At 71.2% G+C, this 19151-nt stretch carries 18 protein-coding genes; 10 read left to right on the top strand and 8 right to left on the bottom strand.

Annotated elements, in window-relative coordinates; genetic code table 11:
* Nucleotides 1-19 precede the first annotated feature (19 nt).
* Complete coding sequence (locus KBC94_RS09305) at nt 20-409, bottom strand: hypothetical protein (protein ID WP_294369048.1); 390 nt, start codon at nt 407-409, stop codon at nt 20-22.
* 304 nt (nt 410-713) lie between these two features.
* On the bottom strand, nt 714-1448 hold the full coding sequence (locus KBC94_RS09300; RefSeq protein WP_294369045.1) for a DNA/RNA non-specific endonuclease: 735 nt from the start codon (nt 1446-1448) through the stop codon (nt 714-716).
* 695 nt (nt 1449-2143) lie between these two features.
* Here KBC94_RS09300 and KBC94_RS09295 point away from each other — a divergent pair.
* From KBC94_RS09295 to KBC94_RS09250, 10 genes are all read left to right on the top strand, one after another.
* Entirely contained in the window at nt 2144-2347 is a 204-nt protein-coding gene (locus KBC94_RS09295) for a hypothetical protein (protein ID WP_294369043.1), read from the top strand.
* Nucleotides 2348-2680: 333 nt separating this feature from the next.
* Entirely contained in the window at nt 2681-3715 is a 1035-nt protein-coding gene (locus KBC94_RS09290; protein WP_294369041.1) for a LysR family transcriptional regulator, read from the top strand.
* Nucleotides 3716-3728: 13 nt separating this feature from the next.
* Nucleotides 3729-5237, top strand: coding sequence for an NAD(P)/FAD-dependent oxidoreductase (locus tag KBC94_RS09285; protein WP_294369038.1), 1509 nt, complete (start codon nt 3729-3731; stop codon nt 5235-5237).
* Nucleotides 5234-6208, top strand: a complete 975-nt coding sequence (locus KBC94_RS09280) for an ABC transporter permease (RefSeq protein WP_294369034.1) — start codon at nt 5234-5236, stop codon at nt 6206-6208. Before KBC94_RS09285 ends, KBC94_RS09280 begins: the two co-directional genes overlap by 4 nt.
* Entirely contained in the window at nt 6205-7128 is a 924-nt protein-coding gene (locus KBC94_RS09275; RefSeq protein WP_294369030.1) for an ABC transporter permease, read from the top strand. Before KBC94_RS09280 ends, KBC94_RS09275 begins: the two co-directional genes overlap by 4 nt.
* Nucleotides 7125-8117 (top strand): ABC transporter ATP-binding protein, encoded by a 993-nt coding sequence (locus KBC94_RS09270; RefSeq protein WP_294369028.1) that lies wholly within the window; start codon nt 7125-7127, stop codon nt 8115-8117. Before KBC94_RS09275 ends, KBC94_RS09270 begins: the two co-directional genes overlap by 4 nt.
* A complete protein-coding gene (locus tag KBC94_RS09265) occupies nt 8114-9157 on the top strand; it encodes an oligopeptide/dipeptide ABC transporter ATP-binding protein (RefSeq protein ID WP_294369025.1) in 1044 nt (347 codons plus the stop codon). Before KBC94_RS09270 ends, KBC94_RS09265 begins: the two co-directional genes overlap by 4 nt.
* A gap of 39 nt (nt 9158-9196) precedes the next feature.
* A complete protein-coding gene (locus KBC94_RS09260; RefSeq protein ID WP_294369023.1) occupies nt 9197-10771 on the top strand; it encodes an ABC transporter substrate-binding protein in 1575 nt (524 codons plus the stop codon).
* A 3-nt stretch (nt 10772-10774) separates the two neighbouring features.
* Entirely contained in the window at nt 10775-12085 is a 1311-nt protein-coding gene (locus KBC94_RS09255; protein ID WP_294369021.1) for an acyl-CoA thioester hydrolase/BAAT C-terminal domain-containing protein, read from the top strand.
* A complete protein-coding gene (locus tag KBC94_RS09250) occupies nt 12082-13260 on the top strand; it encodes a peroxidase-related enzyme (protein ID WP_294369019.1) in 1179 nt (392 codons plus the stop codon). The genes KBC94_RS09255 and KBC94_RS09250 overlap by 4 nt, the downstream gene beginning before the upstream one ends.
* Nucleotides 13261-13276: 16 nt before the next feature.
* Here the strand turns inward: KBC94_RS09250 and KBC94_RS09245 are convergent, their stop codons facing one another.
* The 6 genes from KBC94_RS09245 to KBC94_RS09220 all read right to left on the bottom strand — a co-directional run bounded on the left by KBC94_RS09245 (nt 13277) and on the right by KBC94_RS09220 (nt 19135).
* A complete protein-coding gene (locus KBC94_RS09245) occupies nt 13277-14560 on the bottom strand; it encodes an MSMEG_0569 family flavin-dependent oxidoreductase (RefSeq protein ID WP_294369016.1) in 1284 nt (427 codons plus the stop codon).
* Nucleotides 14561-14599: 39 nt separating this feature from the next.
* Entirely contained in the window at nt 14600-14893 is a 294-nt protein-coding gene (locus tag KBC94_RS09240) for an MSMEG_0570 family nitrogen starvation response protein (RefSeq protein ID WP_294369014.1), read from the bottom strand.
* Entirely contained in the window at nt 14881-16131 is a 1251-nt protein-coding gene (locus tag KBC94_RS09235; RefSeq protein WP_294369012.1) for an MSMEG_0565 family glycosyltransferase, read from the bottom strand. Before KBC94_RS09235 ends, KBC94_RS09240 begins: the two co-directional genes overlap by 13 nt.
* Nucleotides 16124-17242 (bottom strand): sll0787 family AIR synthase-like protein, encoded by a 1119-nt coding sequence (locus KBC94_RS09230; protein ID WP_294369216.1) that lies wholly within the window; start codon nt 17240-17242, stop codon nt 16124-16126. Before KBC94_RS09230 ends, KBC94_RS09235 begins: the two co-directional genes overlap by 8 nt.
* Nucleotides 17243-17361: 119 nt before the next feature.
* Entirely contained in the window at nt 17362-17904 is a 543-nt protein-coding gene (locus KBC94_RS09225) for an MSMEG_0567/Sll0786 family nitrogen starvation N-acetyltransferase (protein ID WP_294369214.1), read from the bottom strand.
* A 133-nt stretch (nt 17905-18037) separates the two neighbouring features.
* Nucleotides 18038-19135: an MSMEG_0568 family radical SAM protein gene (locus tag KBC94_RS09220; RefSeq protein WP_294369010.1), complete on the bottom strand. Its 1098-nt coding sequence runs from the start codon at nt 19133-19135 to the stop codon at nt 18038-18040.
* Nucleotides 19136-19151: the final 16 nt, after the last annotated feature.

Below are 19151 nucleotides of genomic sequence, written 5' to 3'. Positions count from 1 at the left end.
CCACGGCCCGCTCAGGCTCTCAGGCCAGCAGCCCCCGCAGGTAGTCCTTCTCCATGTCCGACAGGCGGGACAGGAGGAAGGGATAGTTGTCCTGGAAGGCGGTGACGAAGAAGTGGGCGTAGTCGGCAAAGCCCGCGTCGTGCACGATCAGCAGCGCGGCCGCTTCGTCGATGCCCAGATCGCTGCGCGTCGCGCCCTCCATGACCGCCGCAACGCCCAGGACGCTGAACAGGTACTGCCGGAGTCGGGCCGGAAGCGGGACCGCCCTGGCGCGTGCATCGTCCAGTGCAATCTGGCCGACCCCCGAGCCCGCGAAGTCGAGCGCCCGGCCGATCGCGGCCTGGAAGCCCTCGAGGTAGTTCGTCGTGGGGGAGAGAAGGCGCCTGACGGCATCGCTGACAAAAAGCATGGGTGCTCCTGGAAGGTGTGGGCGCCCGGCCCCGCCGCGGCAGCTGCCGCCCGTCCCACGGAGCCTGGACTGCACGCCGACCAAGCAGGACACATGCGCGTTGACGCCTGCTTCTTCAGAGGCATCACGGCGCCAATGGCGATACGGATGTCGATGGACGGCACCGCGTTGGTGAGCACCGCGAGGCATTTCGGTGCCGGGCCGGCTCCCGCGCGGTGGCGGCCTTCGCAGGGATGCTCTTCACGAATGCGCGCGCCGTGGGCATCGCAGCGCCCACTTGCCGCTCGATTCGTGAAGAGCATCCCTAGCGGACCTTCACGCCCGGCAGCAGGTCCAGGTTGAGCCACTGCTGGAAGGCGGCATAGCTCAGCGGCTTGTTGACCTTGGCATCGGGCCGGTTCTGCTGCCAATGCGCCCAGGCCCGGCCGGTGGCTGGGTCGTAGACCAGCTTGAACAGGTGCGAGGGCACGCGCACACCATTGCGGCCGATGGCCCGCTGGTCCGCGAACACGGGGCCCGTGATCACATGCACGTCCCCCTGCGCACGCATGACGTACTTGCGCGTGTCTTCTTCCACGCGGGCCCAGGGGCCGCTGTTCTGGCGCGGGTCCTGCGGGACCATGTTGGCCAGGCTGAAGGACTGCGCCATCGCCTGGTCCGTGGGCATGTCCGCGGCGGGTGCCATGTGGCCGCGTGCGAAGCCGGAACCTCGGTAGTCGTCCAGGTCGGCGCGCTCGCCCGAGGGCAGGCGGGCATCTGCGAAGAAGCGGTCGTGGCGCTGCACCGTCTTCGCCTTCATCAGGATCTCCCGGTTCAGCCGCTCGGCCACGTAGACCGGCGTGCGCGTCTCCCCGGAATGAAGGACGGCGAAGTTGTCGAAGCACAGGGCGCGAAGGCGTCCGCCGATGGCCACGGCAGGCGCCCGGCCACCGGCGAAGAACTGGGGGCAGCGGCCGAAATCCTGGTTGAGCGCCGCGGTGGCGGGTGCCGGCCGTGCGGCGGCAGCCGAGGCGCGGGCGCCGCGCGCGTGGGGCTCCAAGGGCCCGCAGCCGAGGAGCAGCACGGCCGCGGCCAGGGTGACGACAGTTTGTGAAAAGGTTGTGAGGACTTGGAAACGTTTGTTCAGATTCGCCATGAAGGCGGCGAGTCTACTGAGCGGCCCCCACCGGCTGCAGTGCCCTGATGTCAGCGCCGGGCGCGTGCGTGTCGATGGGGAAGGACCAGTCGACTCGGCTGCGCTTGGCTGGCACCCCCTCAAGTCTTCAGGACGCTAAGTAGTAACCCTATCGCATCAAACCGCCGCGGCGCCAAGCCAGCCAGTGCCGGCTTGGACGTGCCCGAAGCGCAACCGCCTCTGGCCGCCGCCCGGAGCCGCGAAGCGGCATGGGGGTTGTTTTCACTTCACTGCATCAGCATGGCCGCAACGGCCAACGTGGCCGCCACGAGCCAAAGAGCCAGAACGGTGGCCCGCAGCGAGGCCTTGTGGGCGAAGTCTTCCTTGCGTGCCATGGCCGCCACGTTAGTGGTTGTCACTGACTGTGTACTGAGCGGCACCGCCCTCGTCGCGCCGGGGGCCAACGCGGCGGGCTTCGTTGCGCTTCTGTGCAAAAGCGCACGACTCAGCGTTTTTTCCTATGCCCTTCATAGGGCGTTTTCAAGGGGGTCGGGTCAACGTCAGTTGCGGACCGTACGTTTCGAGGTGTAACGTTTTGACGTAATTTTTCAGGTGCTGCCATGTGGGTTTTCATCGTTGTCTCGCTCATCGCCGTGGAAGTGGCGTGCGGCCTCTTCTTCTTCAGCCTGATCTGGGCCAGCCATCAGGCGGCGGAATGGGAGGAACGCGATCTGAACGGGGCGATGCCCGGCGCCGCCGCCTTCGCGTCCTCCGTCTTCGGCATCCTGGCGCCGGGCGCCGCGGATCGCGCCCGGCACGGCTGATCGGCCGTGCGGCCGAGGCCTCCAGCGGGCGGCCTTGCCGCCTGGGAGCGGCTGCCGCTTCCCAGGACCGGCTGGCGCTGGCCTCGATCCCCGGGGGGCGCCAGGCCCACTTCAATCAATGGACAGGCTCAACAACGTCGCCCCAGCCCTGGGGCTTTTTTTCGCCCCGGCGTCGGCTGGAACAGGAGCCCGTCCCTGCTTCATCCGGGAAAGCCCGCGCCCACGCGAGCTTCCAGCGGTCCCATCCCGGCCGCCGCGGCGGCCCCTGAATAAGCTTTCTCGATAAAAGTATTTGAAGCTTGCATGCTTCATGCTTGATCATCCGAAAATCGGATGATCAAGAACCTCGATATTCGTCAGCTCGAAGCCTTCGCCGCCGTGATGTCCTCCGGGAGCATTACGGGCGCGGCGCGGCTGCTCGACCGCTCCCAGCCGGCTGTCACCCGCCTGATCCATGACTTGGAGGCGGCGTCGGGCTATGCGCTGTTCACCCGCCACGGCCCCCGCGTGGCGCCGACGGCGGAGGGCTTCCAGCTGTTCGAGGAAGTGCAGCAATTGCTGGGCGACTGGCGCCGGCTGCAGCAGCGGGTGGACGAGATCGGCCGTGGCGGCGCCCAGCCGCTGGTGCTGGCGGCCACGTCGGCTGCGGCGCTGGGCCTCGTGCCGGCGGCCCTGCAGGCCCTGGAAGCGGGCGAGGGCACCGGCGCGGTGCGCCTGGTCAGCGGCTCGCCGGAGCGGGTGATGGAGTCGGTGCTGGCCGGTGCCGTCCAGTTGGGCGTTTCCAGCCTGCCGCTGGAGCACCGCGGCCTGCAGGTGCTGTGGATCGGCGAGGCGCCCTGCGTGGCCGTGCTGCCCGATGGCGATCCGCTGGCTGCGCACGACGTCGTGCCGGCCGCCGCGCTCGCCGGGCGCCGGCTGGTCACCCTGAGCAACCCTTTCCGCTTGCGCCACCGCATCGACGCGCTGCTGGGCCGTGCCGCCACCGACGCCGACGCAGCCGGCGAAAGCGCATCGGCAGGCGAGGGCGGCGCGCGCGGCGCGGACGTCATCGACACCAATTCCTCCGTCAACGCCCAGGCCCTGGTGCGCGCGGGGCTGGGCATCGCCCTGCTGGACCCGCTCACGGTGCATGGCGTGCCCATGGCCGGTGTGCAGCTGCGTCCGCTGGACGTGCACATCCCCTTCTTCTTCGGCGCCGTGGTGCCGCAGGGCCGGCCCATCACCCGCCGGGTGCAGGCCCTGGCCGATGCGCTGCAACAGGCGGCGACGCGGCTTCCCGGTTTCGTCGCCCATCCACCCGAGGCCCATGCCCGGCTGCTGCAGGCCGCGCAGGGGGCCGAGCCGACTTCTTCTTCCCCCCGTTCCTGACCGAAAGCGCCCCATGAGTTCGCCCGCTCCCGAAGCCTTCACGCCCCCGGCCGGCCTGCCCCAACTGGAGCAGCGGCTGCGCCAGGACCTCCTCTGGCTCGGTCTGCCGCCCAAGCACTGGGTGCCGCCCAGCGCGCGCGACGGCCAGCCGGTGATCGACGTGGCCGTCATCGGCGGCGGGATGGCGGGGCTCACGCTGTCGGCCTCGCTCAAGCACCTGGGCGTGCAGGCGGTGGTGTTCGACCAGGCGCCGGCCGGCTTCGAGGGGCCCTGGGCCACCACGGCGCGCATGGAGACGCTGCGCTCGCCCAAGGAGCTGACCGGCCCGGCGCTCGGCCTGCCAGCGCTGACCTTCCGCGCCTGGTTCGAATCGCAGTTCGGGCTGGACGCCTGGCGGGCGCTCGACAAGATCCCGCGCCTGCAATGGATGGACTACCTGCGCTGGTACCGCCAGGTGCTGCGCCTGGACGTGCGCAACCACCAGCGCGTGGCGGCGGTGCGTCCGCGCGCCGATGGCGTGGTGCAGCTGGAACTGGTCGACGAAGGCGAGGGCGATCGCGCCCACACCGTGCTGGCGCGCCACGTGGTCATCGCCACCGGCCGCGACGGCCTGGGCGGCCCGTGGGTGCCGGACTGGGCCCATGCCCTGCCACGCGAACGCTGGGTGCATTCCTCGCACGCCTGGGACGGCGCCATGCTGCGCGGCAAGCGCGTGGCCGTGATCGGCGGCGGCGCCTCGGCCATGGACGCCGCGGCCACGGCGCTGGAGAACGGCGCCACCCGCGTCGACCTGCTGATCCGCCGCCGAGAGCTGCCGCGCATCAACAAGGGCAAGGGCTCCGGCAGCCCCGGCATGTCGCACGGCTACTGGATGCTGCCGGACGAATGGAAGTGGCGCTTCCGCCATTACCTCAACGTGCAGCAGGTGCCGCCGCCGCAGGGCAGCACGCTGCGCGTGTCGCGCCATGCCCAGGCGCATTTCCACCTGGGGGCGGGGGCGACCGGTGCTTCGGTGCGGCCCGACGGCGTGATCCGTGTCGAGACGGCCAAGGGGCCCTTGGCGGCGGACTTCGTCATCTTCTGCACCGGCTTTCGCATCGATTGGACCCAGCGGCCCGAGTTCGCCGGGCTGCAGCCGCATGTGCGGCTGTGGCGCGACCGCTTCGCCGCGCCCGAGGGCCAGGACGACGAGGAGCTGTCCGAGTCGCCCGACCTGGGCCCGCTGTTCGAGTTCCAGCCGCGCGAGCCCGGCCGCTGTCCGGGCCTGGAGCGCATTCATTGCTACAACTACGCCGCGGCCCTGTCGCAGGGCGCCGGTGCGGGCGACATCCCGCAGATCACCGACGGCTCGCAGCGCCTGGCCCGTGGCCTGGCCGGCCAGCTGATGGTGGAGGACGCCGACGCGCATTTCGCCGCCATGCAGCGCTATGCGGAGCCCGAGCTCGAAGGCCACGAATGGACCGAGGCGTCGTTTCCCGCCTATGAGGAAGCGGCCGCTGTGCGCGAAGGGGCCGCCCCATGACCGGCTGGCTGCTGCGCCGGCTCGGCCAGGCGCTGCTGGTGGTGTGGGCGATGACGCTGATCGTCTTCGTCGGCTTGCATGCCATCGGCAACCCGGTGGACATCCTGATCGGCGACGACATGAACCAGGCCGAACGGGCCGCCGCGATCGCCCGCCTGGGCCTGGACCAGCCGTTGTGGCGCCAGTACCTGTCCTTCCTCGAAGGCGCAGTGCAGGGCCAGCTGGGCAAGAGCTTCGTCTACCACGACGAGGCCATCCGCATCATCCTGGACCGTCTGCCGGCCACGATGGAGCTGGCCGTGGCCGCACTGCTGCTGGCGGTGCTCATCGGGGTGCCGCTGGGGCTGTTCGCGGGCATGAAGCCGGAGCATCCGGCCTCGCGCGCCATCATGGCCACCAGCATCGTCGGCTTCTCGCTGCCGGCCTTCTGGGTGGCGCTGATGCTGATCATGGTGTTCAGCGTGCAGTTGGGCTGGCTGCCGGCCGGCGGGCGCGGCGAGACGCGCAGCCTGTTCGGCATCGAATGGTCCTGGCTCACGCTCGACGGGCTGCAGCACCTGCTGCTGCCGGCCTTCAACCTGGCGCTGTTCAAGATCTCGCTGGTGCTGCGGCTCACGCGCGCTGGTGTGCGCGAGGTGCTGCCGCAGGACTTCGTGAAGTTCGCGCGGGCCAAGGGCCTGTCGCCGGTGCGGGTGGTGGGCGTGCACGTGCTGCGCAACACGCTGATTCCCCTGGTCACGGTGCTGGGGCTGGAGCTGGGCTCGACCATCGCCTATGCGGTGGTCACCGAGACCATCTTCGCCTGGCCCGGCGCCGGCAAGCTGATCCTGGACAGCATCAATTCGCTGGACCGCCCGGTGGTGGTCGCCTACCTGATGGTGGTGGTCGTGATCTTCGTGACGCTGAACCTGGTGGTGGACGTGCTCTACCGCCTGCTCGATCCGCGCGTGCGGCTGGAGGGCGCCAAGTGAGCGCATTGCCGACCTCTTCTTCGTCCACCGCCGCACCGAAACCAGAGCGCGGCTTCTGGTGGCGCGTGGGCAGCGACTTCCTGCAGTCGCGCGTCGCCGTCGCCGGACTGCTGATGCTCGCGGTGGTCGTGGTGGTGGCCATGGCCGCGCCATGGATCACGCCGCAGAACCCGTATGACCTGCTGCAGCTGGACGTGCTCGACGCGCGCCTTCCGCCTGGCTCGCCGCGTGGCGAGGGGGGCTACACCTACTGGCTGGGCACCGACGGCCAGGGCCGCGACCTGTACTCGGCCATCGTCTACGGCCTGCGAATCAGCCTGGGCGTGGGCGTGGGCTCGGCTCTCATCGCGGCGGTGCTGGGCACGCTGGTCGGCCTGCTGGCCGCCTATGCCGGCGGCCGGGTCGACGCGCTGCTGATGCGGCTGGTGGACCTGCTGCTGTCCTTCCCGACCATCCTGATGGCGCTGATGATCCTGGCCTACCTGGGCAAGGGCATCACCAACGTCGTGCTCACGCTGGTGCTGCTCGAATGGGCCTACTACGCGCGCACCGCCCGCGGGCAGGCGCTGGTGGAGACGCGGCGCGAGTATGTCGATGCCGCGCGCGGGCAGGGCATTCCGCCCTGGCGCATCCTCGTCGGCCATGTGCTGCCCAACTGCCTGCCGCCGCTGCTGGTGATCGGCGCGCTGCAGGTGGCGCGGGCCATCACGCTGGAGGCCACGCTGTCGTTCCTGGGTCTGGGCGTGCCGATCACCGAGCCTTCGCTCGGCCTCTTGATCTCCAACGGCTACCAGTACCTGCTGTCCAACGAATACTGGATCAGCCTGTTCCCCGGCCTGGCCCTGCTGGCCACCATCGTTGCGATCAACCTGGTAGGCGACCAGCTGCGCGACTTACTGAACCCGAGGTTGCAGAAGTGAGCGGCGATACCACTCCCGTGCTGGAGCTGCGCGATCTGCGCACCCGCTTCCACACCCGCGACGGCGTGCTGCCGGTGGTCGACGGCGTCTCCTTCACGCTGGGCCGCGGACAGGTGCTGGGCCTGGTCGGCGAGTCGGGCTCGGGCAAGTCGGTGACCGGCTTTTCGGTCATGGGCCTGGTCGATCCGCCCGGGCGCATCGAAGGCGGCGAGGTGCTGTTTCAGGGCCAGGACCTGCGCACGCTGCCGGCCAAGGCCTTGCGGCAGTTGCGTGGCGACCGCATCGCCATGATCTTCCAGGACCCGATGGCGACGCTGAACCCGGTGCTGCGCATCGACGTGCAGATGGTCGAGGCGGTGCGCGCCCACCGCGACGTGGACAGCGCCACCGCCCGCCGCCATGCGGCCGACACGCTGGCGCTGATGGGCATTCCCAGCCCCGAGGAGCGGCTGCGCGCCTATCCGCACCAGCTCTCGGGCGGCATGCGCCAGCGCGTGGCCATCGCCATCGCGCTGCTGCACAAGCCGGCACTCATCATTGCGGACGAGCCCACCACGGCGCTGGACGTGACCATCCAGGCGCAGATCCTGTCGGAGATGCAGAAGCTGGTGAAGGACAGCGGCACGGCCATGATCTGGATCAGCCACGACCTGTCGGTGGTGGCGGGCCTGGCCGACGCCATCGCCGTGATGTATGCCGGCCGCATCGTCGAGATCGGCGCGGTGGACGACGTGCTCGACCGGCCGCAGCATCCCTACACCCAGGGCCTGATCGGCAGCCTGCCCAGCGCCAACCGGCGCGGCGCGCGGCTGAAGCAGATCCCGGGCATGGCGCCGCACCTGGCGCGGCTGCCGGCCGGCTGCGCCTTCGCGCCGCGGTGCCCGCGTGCGACGGCCGAATGCCAGGCCGCTGTGCCGGCACTGCTCGCGCCGCGCGCCGAGGTGCCCGGTCACCAGGCGCGTTGCATCCACCCGGGAGCTGCCGAATGAATGCTGTGCCTTCTTCTTCCGTCGGCAGGGAGCCCTCGGCCACCGGCACACCGCTGGTCGACCTGCGCGCCATCTCCAAGCGCTTTGGCGAACGCCAGGAAGGCTGGCTGGACCGCCGCCTGCGCGCCCTGGGCCTGGGCGAGGCGCCCGCCATCACCCATGCCGTCGATCACGTCGACCTTCAGGTGCAACCCGGCGAGGTGGTCGGCCTGGTGGGCGAGTCGGGCTGTGGCAAGTCCACGCTCGGCCGCATCGCCGCCGGCCTGCTGCCGCCCAGTGAGGGCCAGGTGCTGGTCGACGGCCAGGACATCGCACACATGGACGACCGCGCCCGCCTGGCCGCGCGGCTGAAGGTGCAGATGGTCTTCCAGGACCCCTTCGGCAGCCTCAACCCGCGGCTGCGCGTGGCGCGTATCGTGGGCGAGGCGGCGCGGCTGCACGGCCTGACCGATGCGGCCGGCGAGGACGACTACGTCTGTGCCCAGCTCGAACGCGCCGGCCTGGACCCCTCGCTGCGCCACCGCTATCCGCACCAGTTCAGCGGCGGCCAGCGCCAGCGCATCGGCATCGCCCGCGCGCTGGCGGTTCAGCCGCGCATGCTGGTCTGCGACGAGGCCGTGGCCGCGCTGGACGTGTCGATCCAGGCGCAGATCCTCAACCTGTTCATGGACCTGCGCGAGCAGCTGGGCCTGGCCTACCTGTTCATCAGCCACGACCTGGGCGTGATCGAGCACCTGTGCGACCGCGTGGTCGTGATGTATCTTGGCCGGGTGGTGGAGTCGGCGCCGGTGGAGGAGCTCTTCGCCAATCCGCGCCATCCCTACACCCGCGCGCTGCTGCAGGAGATTCCGCGCATCGACGCACGGCGCGCCCAGTTCGCACCCATCCGTGGCGAGATCCCCAGTCCGCTCGCGCCGCCCAGCGGCTGCCACTTCCATCCGCGCTGTCCGCAGGTGATGGACCGCTGTCGCACCGAGGTGCCGCAATTGCGCGGCATCGCCATCCGTCACCAGAGCGCGTGCCACCTGGACGCGCTCTGATCCACCGCATTCCCGCTGTTCCCTGACGAAAGGATCGCCATGACTCCCCATTCCCTGCGCACCGCGGCCATCGCCGCCGCCGCCCTGATCGCCGCCGCCGGCGCCGCGGCGCAGAACCTCGCCATCGGCTTCGCCGACCCGGTCTCCTCGGTGGACCCGCAGCTCAACAACCATGCGGGCGACCGGTCGCTGGCGCTGCATTTCTGGGATTCGCTGGTCACTTCGCGCGACGGCGGCAAGCTGGACCCGGGGCTGGCCTCCAGCTGGAAGTCGCTGGACGACAAGACCTGGGAATTCAAGATCAACACCGCCATCAAGTGGCAGGACGGCACGCCCGTGTCGGCCGATGACATCGTGTTCTCCTTCCAGCGCGCGCGCAGCGTGCCGGGCTCGGTGGCCTCGTACTCGGGCGCGCTGCGCTCGGTCGAGTCGGCCACCGCCAAGGACCCGGGCACGCTGATCGTCAAGACCAGCACGCCCAACCCCATGCTGCCGCTGGAGATCGCCTCCATCTACGTGGTGAGCAAGCATGTGGGCGAGAAGGCCCGCACCGAGGACTACAACAGCGGCAAGGCCGTGGTGGGCACCGGCCCCTACAAGTTCATCTCGTACACGCCGGGCGACCGCACGGTGTTCGAGCGCAACCCCAGTTACTGGGGACCCAAGCCGCAGTGGGACAAGGTGACCTACCGCTTCATCAACAACGGCGCGGCCCGCACCGCGGCGCTGCTGGCCGGCGACGTGGACGTGATCGACAAGGTGGCCGTCACCGACGTCGAGAAGCTGCGCAAGGACCCGAAGGTCAGCGTCTACACCTACCCCGGCCTGCGCGTGCTGCTGCTGCAGCCCACGCTGCGCGAAGGCCCCAACGAGTTCATCACCGACAACGCCGGCAAGGTGCTCGACAAGAACCCGCTGACCGACGTTCGCGTGCGCCAGGCGCTGTCGCTGGGCATCAACCGCAAGGCGATCGTGGACCGCGTGCTGCAGGGCACCGTGACCGAGGCCAACCAGTGGATGCCCAAGAACAGCTTCGGCTACAACCCCGAGGTCAAGGACATTCCCTACAACGCCGAGCAGGCGAAGAAGCTGCTGGCCGAGGCCGGCTATCCGCAGGGCTTCCAGATCGCCATCCACGTGCCCGGCGACCGCTATCCGCAGGCGCCCGAGACGGTGCAGGCTGTGGCGCAGTTCTGGTCGCGCATCGGCGTCAAGACCAAGGTGGAGGTGGTGCCCTGGTCGGTGTACTCGGGCCGCGCGTCCAAGAACGAGTACGCCGTCAGCGTGATCGCCTGGGGCAACGGCACCGGCGAAGCCGGCTACGGCCTGCTGCAGACACTGGCCAGCTACGACCCCAAGCGGGGCCGCGGCATCAACAACTGGGGCCGCTACAGCAACGAGAACGTGGACAAGGCGCTGGACGCCGCCACCGTCGAGTTCGACGCCCGTCGGCGCGAAGCGATCTTCCGCCACGCGGCCAAGCTGGTGACCGACGACGTGGGCCACATCCCGCTCTTCCACTACCAGAACATCTGGGCCGCGAAGAAGGGCCTGAAGGTGGTGCCGCTGCTGAGCGACCGCACCACGGCCATGCAGGTCACGCGGACGAACTGATCCATGCTGCAAGTCACGCCAGCCGATGCGCTGATCGACGTGCCACGGCGCATCGTGGCCGACGGGCTCGCACCCGGCGAGCGGGTGCGCGTCGAGAGCCGCACCGTGCGCGGCCCGAGCATCGCCTGGACGGCGCAGGTCGAGCTGATCGCGGATGCCCACGGCACTGTCGACCTGGGCCGCGATGCGCCGCAGCCCGGCGGCAGTTACGAGGGCGCCTTGCCCATGGGCCTGGTCTGGGCGCAGGTGCCCGAGCGGCCCGGCGCGCCGCGCGAGGTCTTTGCCGCCGAACCGGCCGCGCCGCTCACGACGGAACTCGTGCTGACGCGCGCCGACGGTAGCCGCTGGCAGGCCGCCTTCGTGCAGCGGTTGATGGGCGAGGGCGTGACGCGCCGCGAGGTGCGCGACGACGGCCTGTCGGCCACGCTCTTCCTGCCGCCCGGCCCGGGCCCGCATCCGGCGGTGATGGTGCTCAACGGCAGTGGCGGCGGCATCAACGAGCCGCGGGCGGCGCTGTACGCGTCGCACGGCTACGCAGCCCTGGCCGTGGGCTACTTCAAGTCGCCCGGCCGGCCGGACCACATCTCCGACACGCACCTGGAGTACTTCGAGACGGCCCTGCAGTGGATCCATGCGCAGCTCAAGCCGGCGGGCGGCTTCGTCGCCCTGTCGGGCCAGTCGCGCGGCGGCGAGCTGGTGCTGCTGCTCGCCACGCTGATGCCCGAGCTGGTCTCGGCCGTGATCGGCTACGTACCCGGTGCCGTGGTGCACAGCGCGCAGAACGCCTGCAACCCGGCCAACGGGCCCGACAGCCGCAACGGCCCGGCCTGGTGGTGGCGCGGCCAGCCGCTGCTGCACCTGTGGCAGGACAACCGCACCGCCACCTGGGCGCCCTGGGACGAAGGCCCCGAGCCGCGCCGCCATGCCAACGCCTTGCTCACCGCGCTGCAGGATGCCGAGGCCGTGGAGCGCGCCCGCATCCGCGTCGAGCGCATCCATGGTCCGGTGATGCTGCTGTCGGCCACCGACGACGGCTCCTGGCCGTCCAGCCTGTACGGCCGCATGGTGGTCGAGCGCCTGGCGGCGCATCAACATCCATGGCCGGTGGAGCATCTCGACTTCGAGGGCGCCGGCCATTCCATCGTCTTCCCCTTCGTGCCGACCACGCAGCTGGCCTATGCCCATCCGGTGTCGGGACGGCTCAGCACCAGCGGCGGCACGCCCGCCGCCAATGCGCATGCCGACGAGGCCTCCTGGGCCGGCGTGCGCGACTTCCTCCACCAAGCCGCTTCGGCGGCCAAGGCCAAGCCATGACTTCTGCCGTTTCCGCCCCCGTCGTCCCCGACCTGATCGACTCGCTGGTGCCGCTGGCCGATGGCGCGCCGCTGCATGCCGTGCGCCATCAGCGCGACAAGGTGGTCACGGCCACGCAGGGCAGCCATGCGCGGCTCTTCGATCCCGCGCTGCCCGGCCTGAGCCTGGCCGACCGCCTGCTGGCCGCGTACGAGATCGCCCGCCGCGCCGGCGTGACGGTGCTGGCCGACCATTACCGCACGCAGTTGCTGGCGCTGGGCACGCCCACCGCCGCCCAGCAGGCCGCGCTGGATGGTCAGGTCGTGCCGGCGGATGACGCCCGCCTGGCCGAGATCCTGCGCTTCAGCATTGCCCTGGCCGACAAGCCCGTGGAAGGCGACCAGGTCGCGCTGCTGCGCCTGCCCGCCGCCGGCATCGACACGCCGGCCGTCGTGGCGCTCGCCCAGCTCATCGCCTACGTTTCGTACCAGGTGCGCGTGCTGGCCGGCCTGCAGGCCCTGGCTGCCGCCGGCGATGCGCAGGCCGCGGCGCCCACGGCGCAGGAGGACGCGGCGCCCTTCGTGCACCCGGCCAATCTGCCCAAGCCGGGCGAGCCGGTGCGCATCAACGGCTTCACCAGCGAGACGCTGGGCTGGAAGGCCTGGCTGCCGGTGCTGGACCTGGCTAACGCGACACCGGAGCAGACGGCCGTGCTGGAAAGCAGCCATCCCAAGGCCAAGACCAGCGACTACTACCTGCTGCTGGTGCAGCAGCCGGCCATCCTGCAGGAGCGCTCCACCGTCTTCAACGCCATCATGTATGCGCCGGGCGGCCTGTCGCGCGCCGAGCGCGAGCTGGCCAGCGCCGTCGTCTCGCGCATCAACGGCTGCGTGTACTGCGCCTCGGTGCATGCACAGCGCTTCGAGCAGCTGGCCAAGCGCAACGACGTGATCGCCCAGGTCTTCCACGAACCCCAGGGCGCGGGCACCAATGCACGCGAGCGGGCGATCGTGCAGGCCTCGATCACGCTGACGGCGACGCCGGCCGCCTTCGGCGCCGACGACATCGCGCCGCTGCGTGCGGCGGGCCTGTCGGACCTGGAGATCCTGGACCTGATCCACGCCATCGCCATCTTTGCGTGGGCCAACCGGCTGATGCTCAACCTGGGTGAGCCGGTGTACGGCGGCGAGGGCTGAGAAAGCCCGGCTACCGTCAGGCCGCTTCGGCGAGCGGCTCGGGCACGTGGGCCGCGGCGATGCGCTGGCCGATCACCTCGACCAGGTGCCGCGCATCGTCCGCCACGCCCAGGAAGCGGCCCGAGCCCCAGGTGTTGAGCCAGGGCAGCCCGACGAAGTAGAGCCCCGGCTCGGCGGTCACGCCGCGGCGGAAGCGCGGGTGGCCGCGGCCGTCGAAGACCGGCAGGTCGATCCACCGGTAGTCGGCGCGGAAGCCGATGGCCCACACGATGGTGGTGATGCCGGCCGCCTGCAGGTCCAGCAGCGTGGGGTCGGCATCGGGCTCCCAGGCCTTCTGGAAGGGCGGCTCCACCGGCGCGTCGATGCCGGCGCGCGCGATGTAGGCGTCGATGTCGCGGCGGATGTTGCAGTACACCTCGTCGGCCTCGTCCAAGTTGCGCGTGAGGTCGGGGCGGAAGCTCACCTGCGTGCCGTGGATGTCGGCCAGCGTGCCGTACAGCCGCACGCCTTGCAGCGCGAAGCGGCGCAGGTCGATCTCGTGGCCGCCGTCCCGCCCGGTCATGTAGTGGTTGGTCTTGTGGCGGGCCTCGTCGCCGAGCGGATGGCGGTCCACCGTGAGCTTGTAGAAGCCCAGCTCGTGCAGCCATTCGGTGGATTCGCGGCCGCGGTACACGCGCGGCGAGCGCGGGGCCGAGCCCACGGCCAGGTGCACCTTGCGGCCGGCCAGGTGCAGGTCTTCCATGATCTGCACGCCCGACTGCCCGGAACCCACCACCAGCACCTCGCCGGGCGGCAGCTGGGCCGGGTTGCGGTAGTCCACCGAATGCAGCTGGGTGATGGCCGGCGGCAGGCTGTAGGCGCAGGCGGGCACGATGGGGATGTCGTAGCCGCCGGTGGCCACCACCACATGGTCGGCCAGGCAGGTGCCGAGCGAGGTACTCACTTCGAGCATGCCGTCCGCATGACGCCGCACGCCTTGCACCGACACGCCTTCGATGACCGGCGGTCGGGTCTTGCGGGCGAAGGCCTCCAGGTAGGCCACGATCTCGTCGCGCAGCATGAAGCCCTTCGGGTCCGGGCCGTCGTAGGGAAAGTCGGGCAGACGGCATTGCCAGTTGGGCGTGACCAGGCAGAAGCTGTCCCAGCGCTGGTCGCGCCAGGCATGGCCGATGCGGTGCTTTTCGAGCACGACGTGCGCGATGCCGGCCTGCTGAAGGTAGTGGCTGGTCGACAGCCCGGCCTGGCCGCCGCCGATGACGACGACGGGGTAGTGCGGGGCGAGGGAGGTGAAAGCGGTCATGGGGTTCTCCGTGGATGAGGAAGCTCTTCGGTCGGTTGCTCAGTCCGCCGGCCCGAAGGCGACGACCTGCACCTGGGCACCGGGCTGGCCGGCGTGGCGGGCCACGCGGGCCTCGATGTCCGCCAGCTGGTCGCTGGCCCGCGAGCAGGCGAAGCCGAACTTGGCGCGCACCCGGTCGTTGGCGATGCCGGTAGCCTCGCGCAGCTTCTGCATGAAGTCGTCGAGGGCATAGGCCTGGCCGGGCGCGAAGTAGTCCTGGATCACCAGCGAGGGCGAGTAGGCGGTGGTCTCGCTGGCGTCGGGCCAGCGCAGGGTGTAGGTCATGGCAGGCATGGGGTGGGGTCCTGGGAGGCGAGGGAAGAGGGGGGCGATGCCAGGCATTGGCGGTAGACCTGCAGATGGGCGCGGGCACTGCGGGCCCAGCTGTGGGTGTGGCAGACGGCGGGCGGCTGCGGCAGGCGGGGCTGGGTCCAGGCGCGGGCGAGGCCGAGCGCCACGCTGGCCTCGTCCTCCGGCTCGCACCAGCTCACGCCGGGGCTGCCGGTCAGGTGTTCGGTGAAGGGCGCCCGGCGCGAGACCAGCACCGGTGTGCCGCAGGCCAGCGCCTCCAGCGCCACCAGGCCGAAGCCTTCGTAGAGCGAGGGCATGGCCAGGAGTCGGGCGCGGCGCATGAGGGCGGTGATGGCCGCATCAGGCAGGGGGCCGGTGCGCCAGACCGGCCGGCCGGCGCCTTCGTCCAGGCCGCAGTCGGCCAGGGCTGCCTGCCAGCGCTGCTGTTCGGCACCGTGCTGCAGCAGGCTGGCACCGCCGGCCACCAGCAGGCGGGCGTGCGCCGCCTGCGGCACTTCGCGGCGCAGCCGGGCGAAGGCGCCCAGCAGACGCGCGCTGTTCTTGCGCGCCTCCACGCCGCCCAGGGCCAGCAGCAGCGGCGCGTCGTCGAGGCCGGCGTCGGTCAGCGGCGACAGGGCGGCGGCATCCTCCGCCACGGGGCCGGGGCAAAAGCGCTGCAGGTCCACGCCATTGAAGACGCGGTGCACGGGCGGGGCTTCGGACCGGGCACGCAACTGGTCGAACCAGGTGTCGCTGACGCAGCAGACGGCCCGGGCGCGCTGCCAGGCCATGGCCTGCCAGGCATCCAGGCGTGGATCGGTGAAGTCGTCGAGGTGATGCACGGTGCGCAGCCAGGGCATGGCCGGCGGGCTCTGCGCCAGCGCGGCGCCGTTCAGGCTGTCCTGCACATGCAGCACATCGACGCCAGCCCGCGCCGCCGCCGCCGGCAGCGCCGCACGCAGGGCCCCGATGCGCTCGCCGACCTGATCGGCCAGCAGCGTGCCGGTGGGGCGCGGCATGGGGATCGCGTGCAGCCGCAGCGGCAGGCGTCGGTCCAGCGGGCGGAACAGCGACTGGCCAGGTTCCACGGGCGCGAAGACGGTCACGGCGATGCCTTGGTGGGCGAGGGCGGTTGCCAGCTCCAGCGTGTGGGTCACGCCGCCGCGCGGCAGCACGCTGTGCATGGCCAGGCCGACGTGCAGGCCCTCGCGTGCCTGAGCGACCTGCTGGCGCTCAGGCATGGTGGCGCTCCATCGCGGACTCGACCAACGCCGGGGCGCGAGCCGGAGCTGAAGCTGCAACCGTTGCCGCTGTCGCCTGCCCGGCGAGGATGAAGCCCGACTCGGCCAGGTCCCACAGGTAGGCCTGCTCCGCGCCCATCGCCACCTCCAGCCGCGTGCCGGCCTGCACCTCGCCGACGTCGGCGCACGCGATGCCGTGTTCTGCGAAGCGGGCCTGCACCTGGGCGGCCAGCGCGGGCCGAACGGCGAGGACGAAGCCGAAGCTGGGGAAGGCGCTGAGCCAGCGCAGCCGCGCGGCATGGGCGGCGACGCTGTCTTCGTGCCAGTCCGGCCCGCCCTGGGCGGGCAGGGGGCAGGGCAGCCGTTCCAGTTGCACCTGTGCGCCGCAGCCCGAGCACTCCAGCAGCATCAGCAGCGTGCCCAGCACGCCGGCCATGCTGATGTCCTTTCCGGCATCGACCAGCCCGGTCTCGGCCAGTTGCGGCAGCAACGCCAGGTCGGCCTGCAGGCGTGCCGCGGGCGCGGCGGTGCTGGCGTTCCAGAAGGGCGCGTCGCCCTGCCAGGCGCCGCGCAGGTCGGTGGCGACCAGCAGGCGGTCGCCGGGCCGGGCCGCGAAGCTGGAGATGAGCCGCTCGGCCCGGCCCAGCACCGCCACGGCCAGTTGCGCGCTGGCGCTGCGCAGGTTGGTATGACCGCCGACCAGCGGCACGCCGTACTGCGCGCTGGCGGCACGCATGCCGCGCAGCAGTTCGGCCGTGGTGGCCTCGTCGGCGCTCCAGAGTGCGTCGACGACGGCGGTGGGCCGGCCGCCCATGGCGGCCACGTCGCTCAGGTTGACCATCACCGCGCTGTAGCCGGCGAACCACGGCTGCTGCTGCACGAAGTCGGGCATCAGCCCTTCGATGGCCAGCAGCTGGTGGCCGCCGCCCGGCAGCGGCAGCACGGCGCAGTCGTCGCCGTTGGGGACGGTGGTCGGTGCGTGGGTCGGCGTGACCGCCGGGCCGCTCATGGCGTGGGGCGCGTCGTCGTTCAGCGAGTGCATCACGCGAGCGATGTCGCGCTTGTGCGCAAAGCCGCGGCCGGCGCGCAGGGCGGTGAGCAGCGGGGGCAGAAGCCGGGCGGGCTGATCGCCCCCAACCCGTTCGGGCTGAGCCCGTCGAAGCCCAGGCCGCGCGCCGTCCTGCCCTTCGACAGGCTCAGGGCGAACGGATTTGGAAATGTGGCGCGCGCTCATCCGCGGCTCCCTGCCAGCACGAAGCCAGCCTCCGGCGTGTGACAGGGCGGGTACTGCCGCAGGTCGGCGCGCATCAGTGCATGGGGCAGTCCATGCACCGCCACCACGCCGTCCTGCCGCCAGTGCAGGCGCTCGAACAGCGGCACGTTCTGCATCTGCACATGGGCGAGGAATTCGCGGCAGCCGCGGGCATGGGCGCTGCTCACCGCCAGGCGGATCAGGCCGGTGCCCAGCTGCGCATGCCGCCGCCAGGGCGCCGCAACGGCCAGGCGCGAGCCCCACCAGGTGCCGGGCGATTCCTCGTGGATGCGCACCGTGCCGACCACCTCGTCCGGCAGGCCGGCCAGCGTGGAGCAGGCGACCAGCGTGCGCGTGCCGGGCAGCGCGTCGATGGCGTCGTGGTCGTCTCGGTCGAACACGCGCTGCTCCGCGCAGAACACCCGCCGGCGCAGCGCCAGGGCCTCGCGCTGCATCCACGGAAGGCTGGCCCACTGGATGCGGAAGGCGTGGTCGGCCCGCGACGCAGGGGGCGCCGGCATGAGCCAGGGTTGGGCATCGATGAGGATCATGAGATGGGCTCAGCGGAGGACTCGGGCAGGGACTGGCTTTGGCGCTGTCGGCGTGTTCGGGCGGTCAGGAGGTCTGGGGGCTGGAGATCAGGCGACCCGGCGCTCAGGCGGCCTCGGCCAGGGGCGCCGCCGCGTCCTCGAACACCGACAGCGTCGAGCAGGCGGCGCACTTGCCGCATCCCGCCTTGATGTCCGCCGCGCGCAGGCCGGCCTGGCGCACCATGGCACCCAGCGGCTCCAGCACGGAGCGCATGAAGTCGGCGCCGGGCGGAGCATGGTCTTCCAGCGGCGTGCCGCTGATGGGCACGAAGGGCACGACGAAGGGATACACGCCCAGCGCCAGCAGCCGCTCGCTGGTGGCCAGCAGGGTCTGCGCGCTGTCGCCCAGGCCGGCCAGCAGGTAGGTGCTGACCTGGCCGCGACCGAAGACGGCCACGGCCGCCTCGAAGGCCTCCCAGTAGCGGGCCATGGGCACCTCGGCCTTGCCGGGCAGGATCTGCTGGCGCAGGTCCTCGCCCACCACCTCGATGTGCATGCCCAGTGTGTCGACGCCCGCGTCCTTCAGGCGCTGGAACCAGGCGTCGGTGTCGGGCGGCTCGCACTGGGCCTGGATGGGCAGGTCGACCGCCGCCTTCACGGCCGCGGCGCTGTCGCACAGCACCTGCGCGCCGCGATCGCGGGTGGGCGGCGTGCCGGTGGTCATCACCATGTGGCGCACGCCGTCGAGCTCGACGGCGGCCTGGGCCACCTCAGCCAGTTGCGCGGGCGTCTTGTGGGCGATGGTGCGGCCGGCCGCCAGCGATTGGCCGATGGCGCAGAAGCGGCAGGCCTTGCGCCGGCTCTCGTAGCGGATGCAGGTCTGCAGCACGGTGGTGGCCAGCACGTCGGTGCCGTGCAGCGTGGCGATCTGCTGGTAGGGAATGCCGTCGGCCGTCTGCCGGCCGTAGAAGCGCGGCGCCTTCGGAAAGCTAAGCTGCGCGATCGGGATGGTGCCGTGGCGCAGGGTGGCGCGGCCCTGCGCATCGGGCGTGCCGGCGACGAAGGGCGAGTCGAAGGCGCCGTGCGTGTGCACCGGCACCATCAGCGTCACGCCGTCCACCGTCACGGCCTTGTGGTCCGAGGGGCCAGCCCCACCGCGGCGGCTGGCGGCGCCGGCCTGCGGGGCTTCGAGCCGCAGGCCGCGGGTCTGCAGTTCGGTCATCAGCTGTCTTGTCTGC

The organism is Pseudacidovorax sp. (assembly GCF_017991995.1).
In the GTDB taxonomy this organism is placed as follows: domain Bacteria; phylum Pseudomonadota; class Gammaproteobacteria; order Burkholderiales; family Burkholderiaceae_C; genus Xenophilus.
The sequence above is the reverse complement of the archived record's forward strand: the minus strand, read 5'-3'. Positions and strand labels throughout refer to the sequence as shown.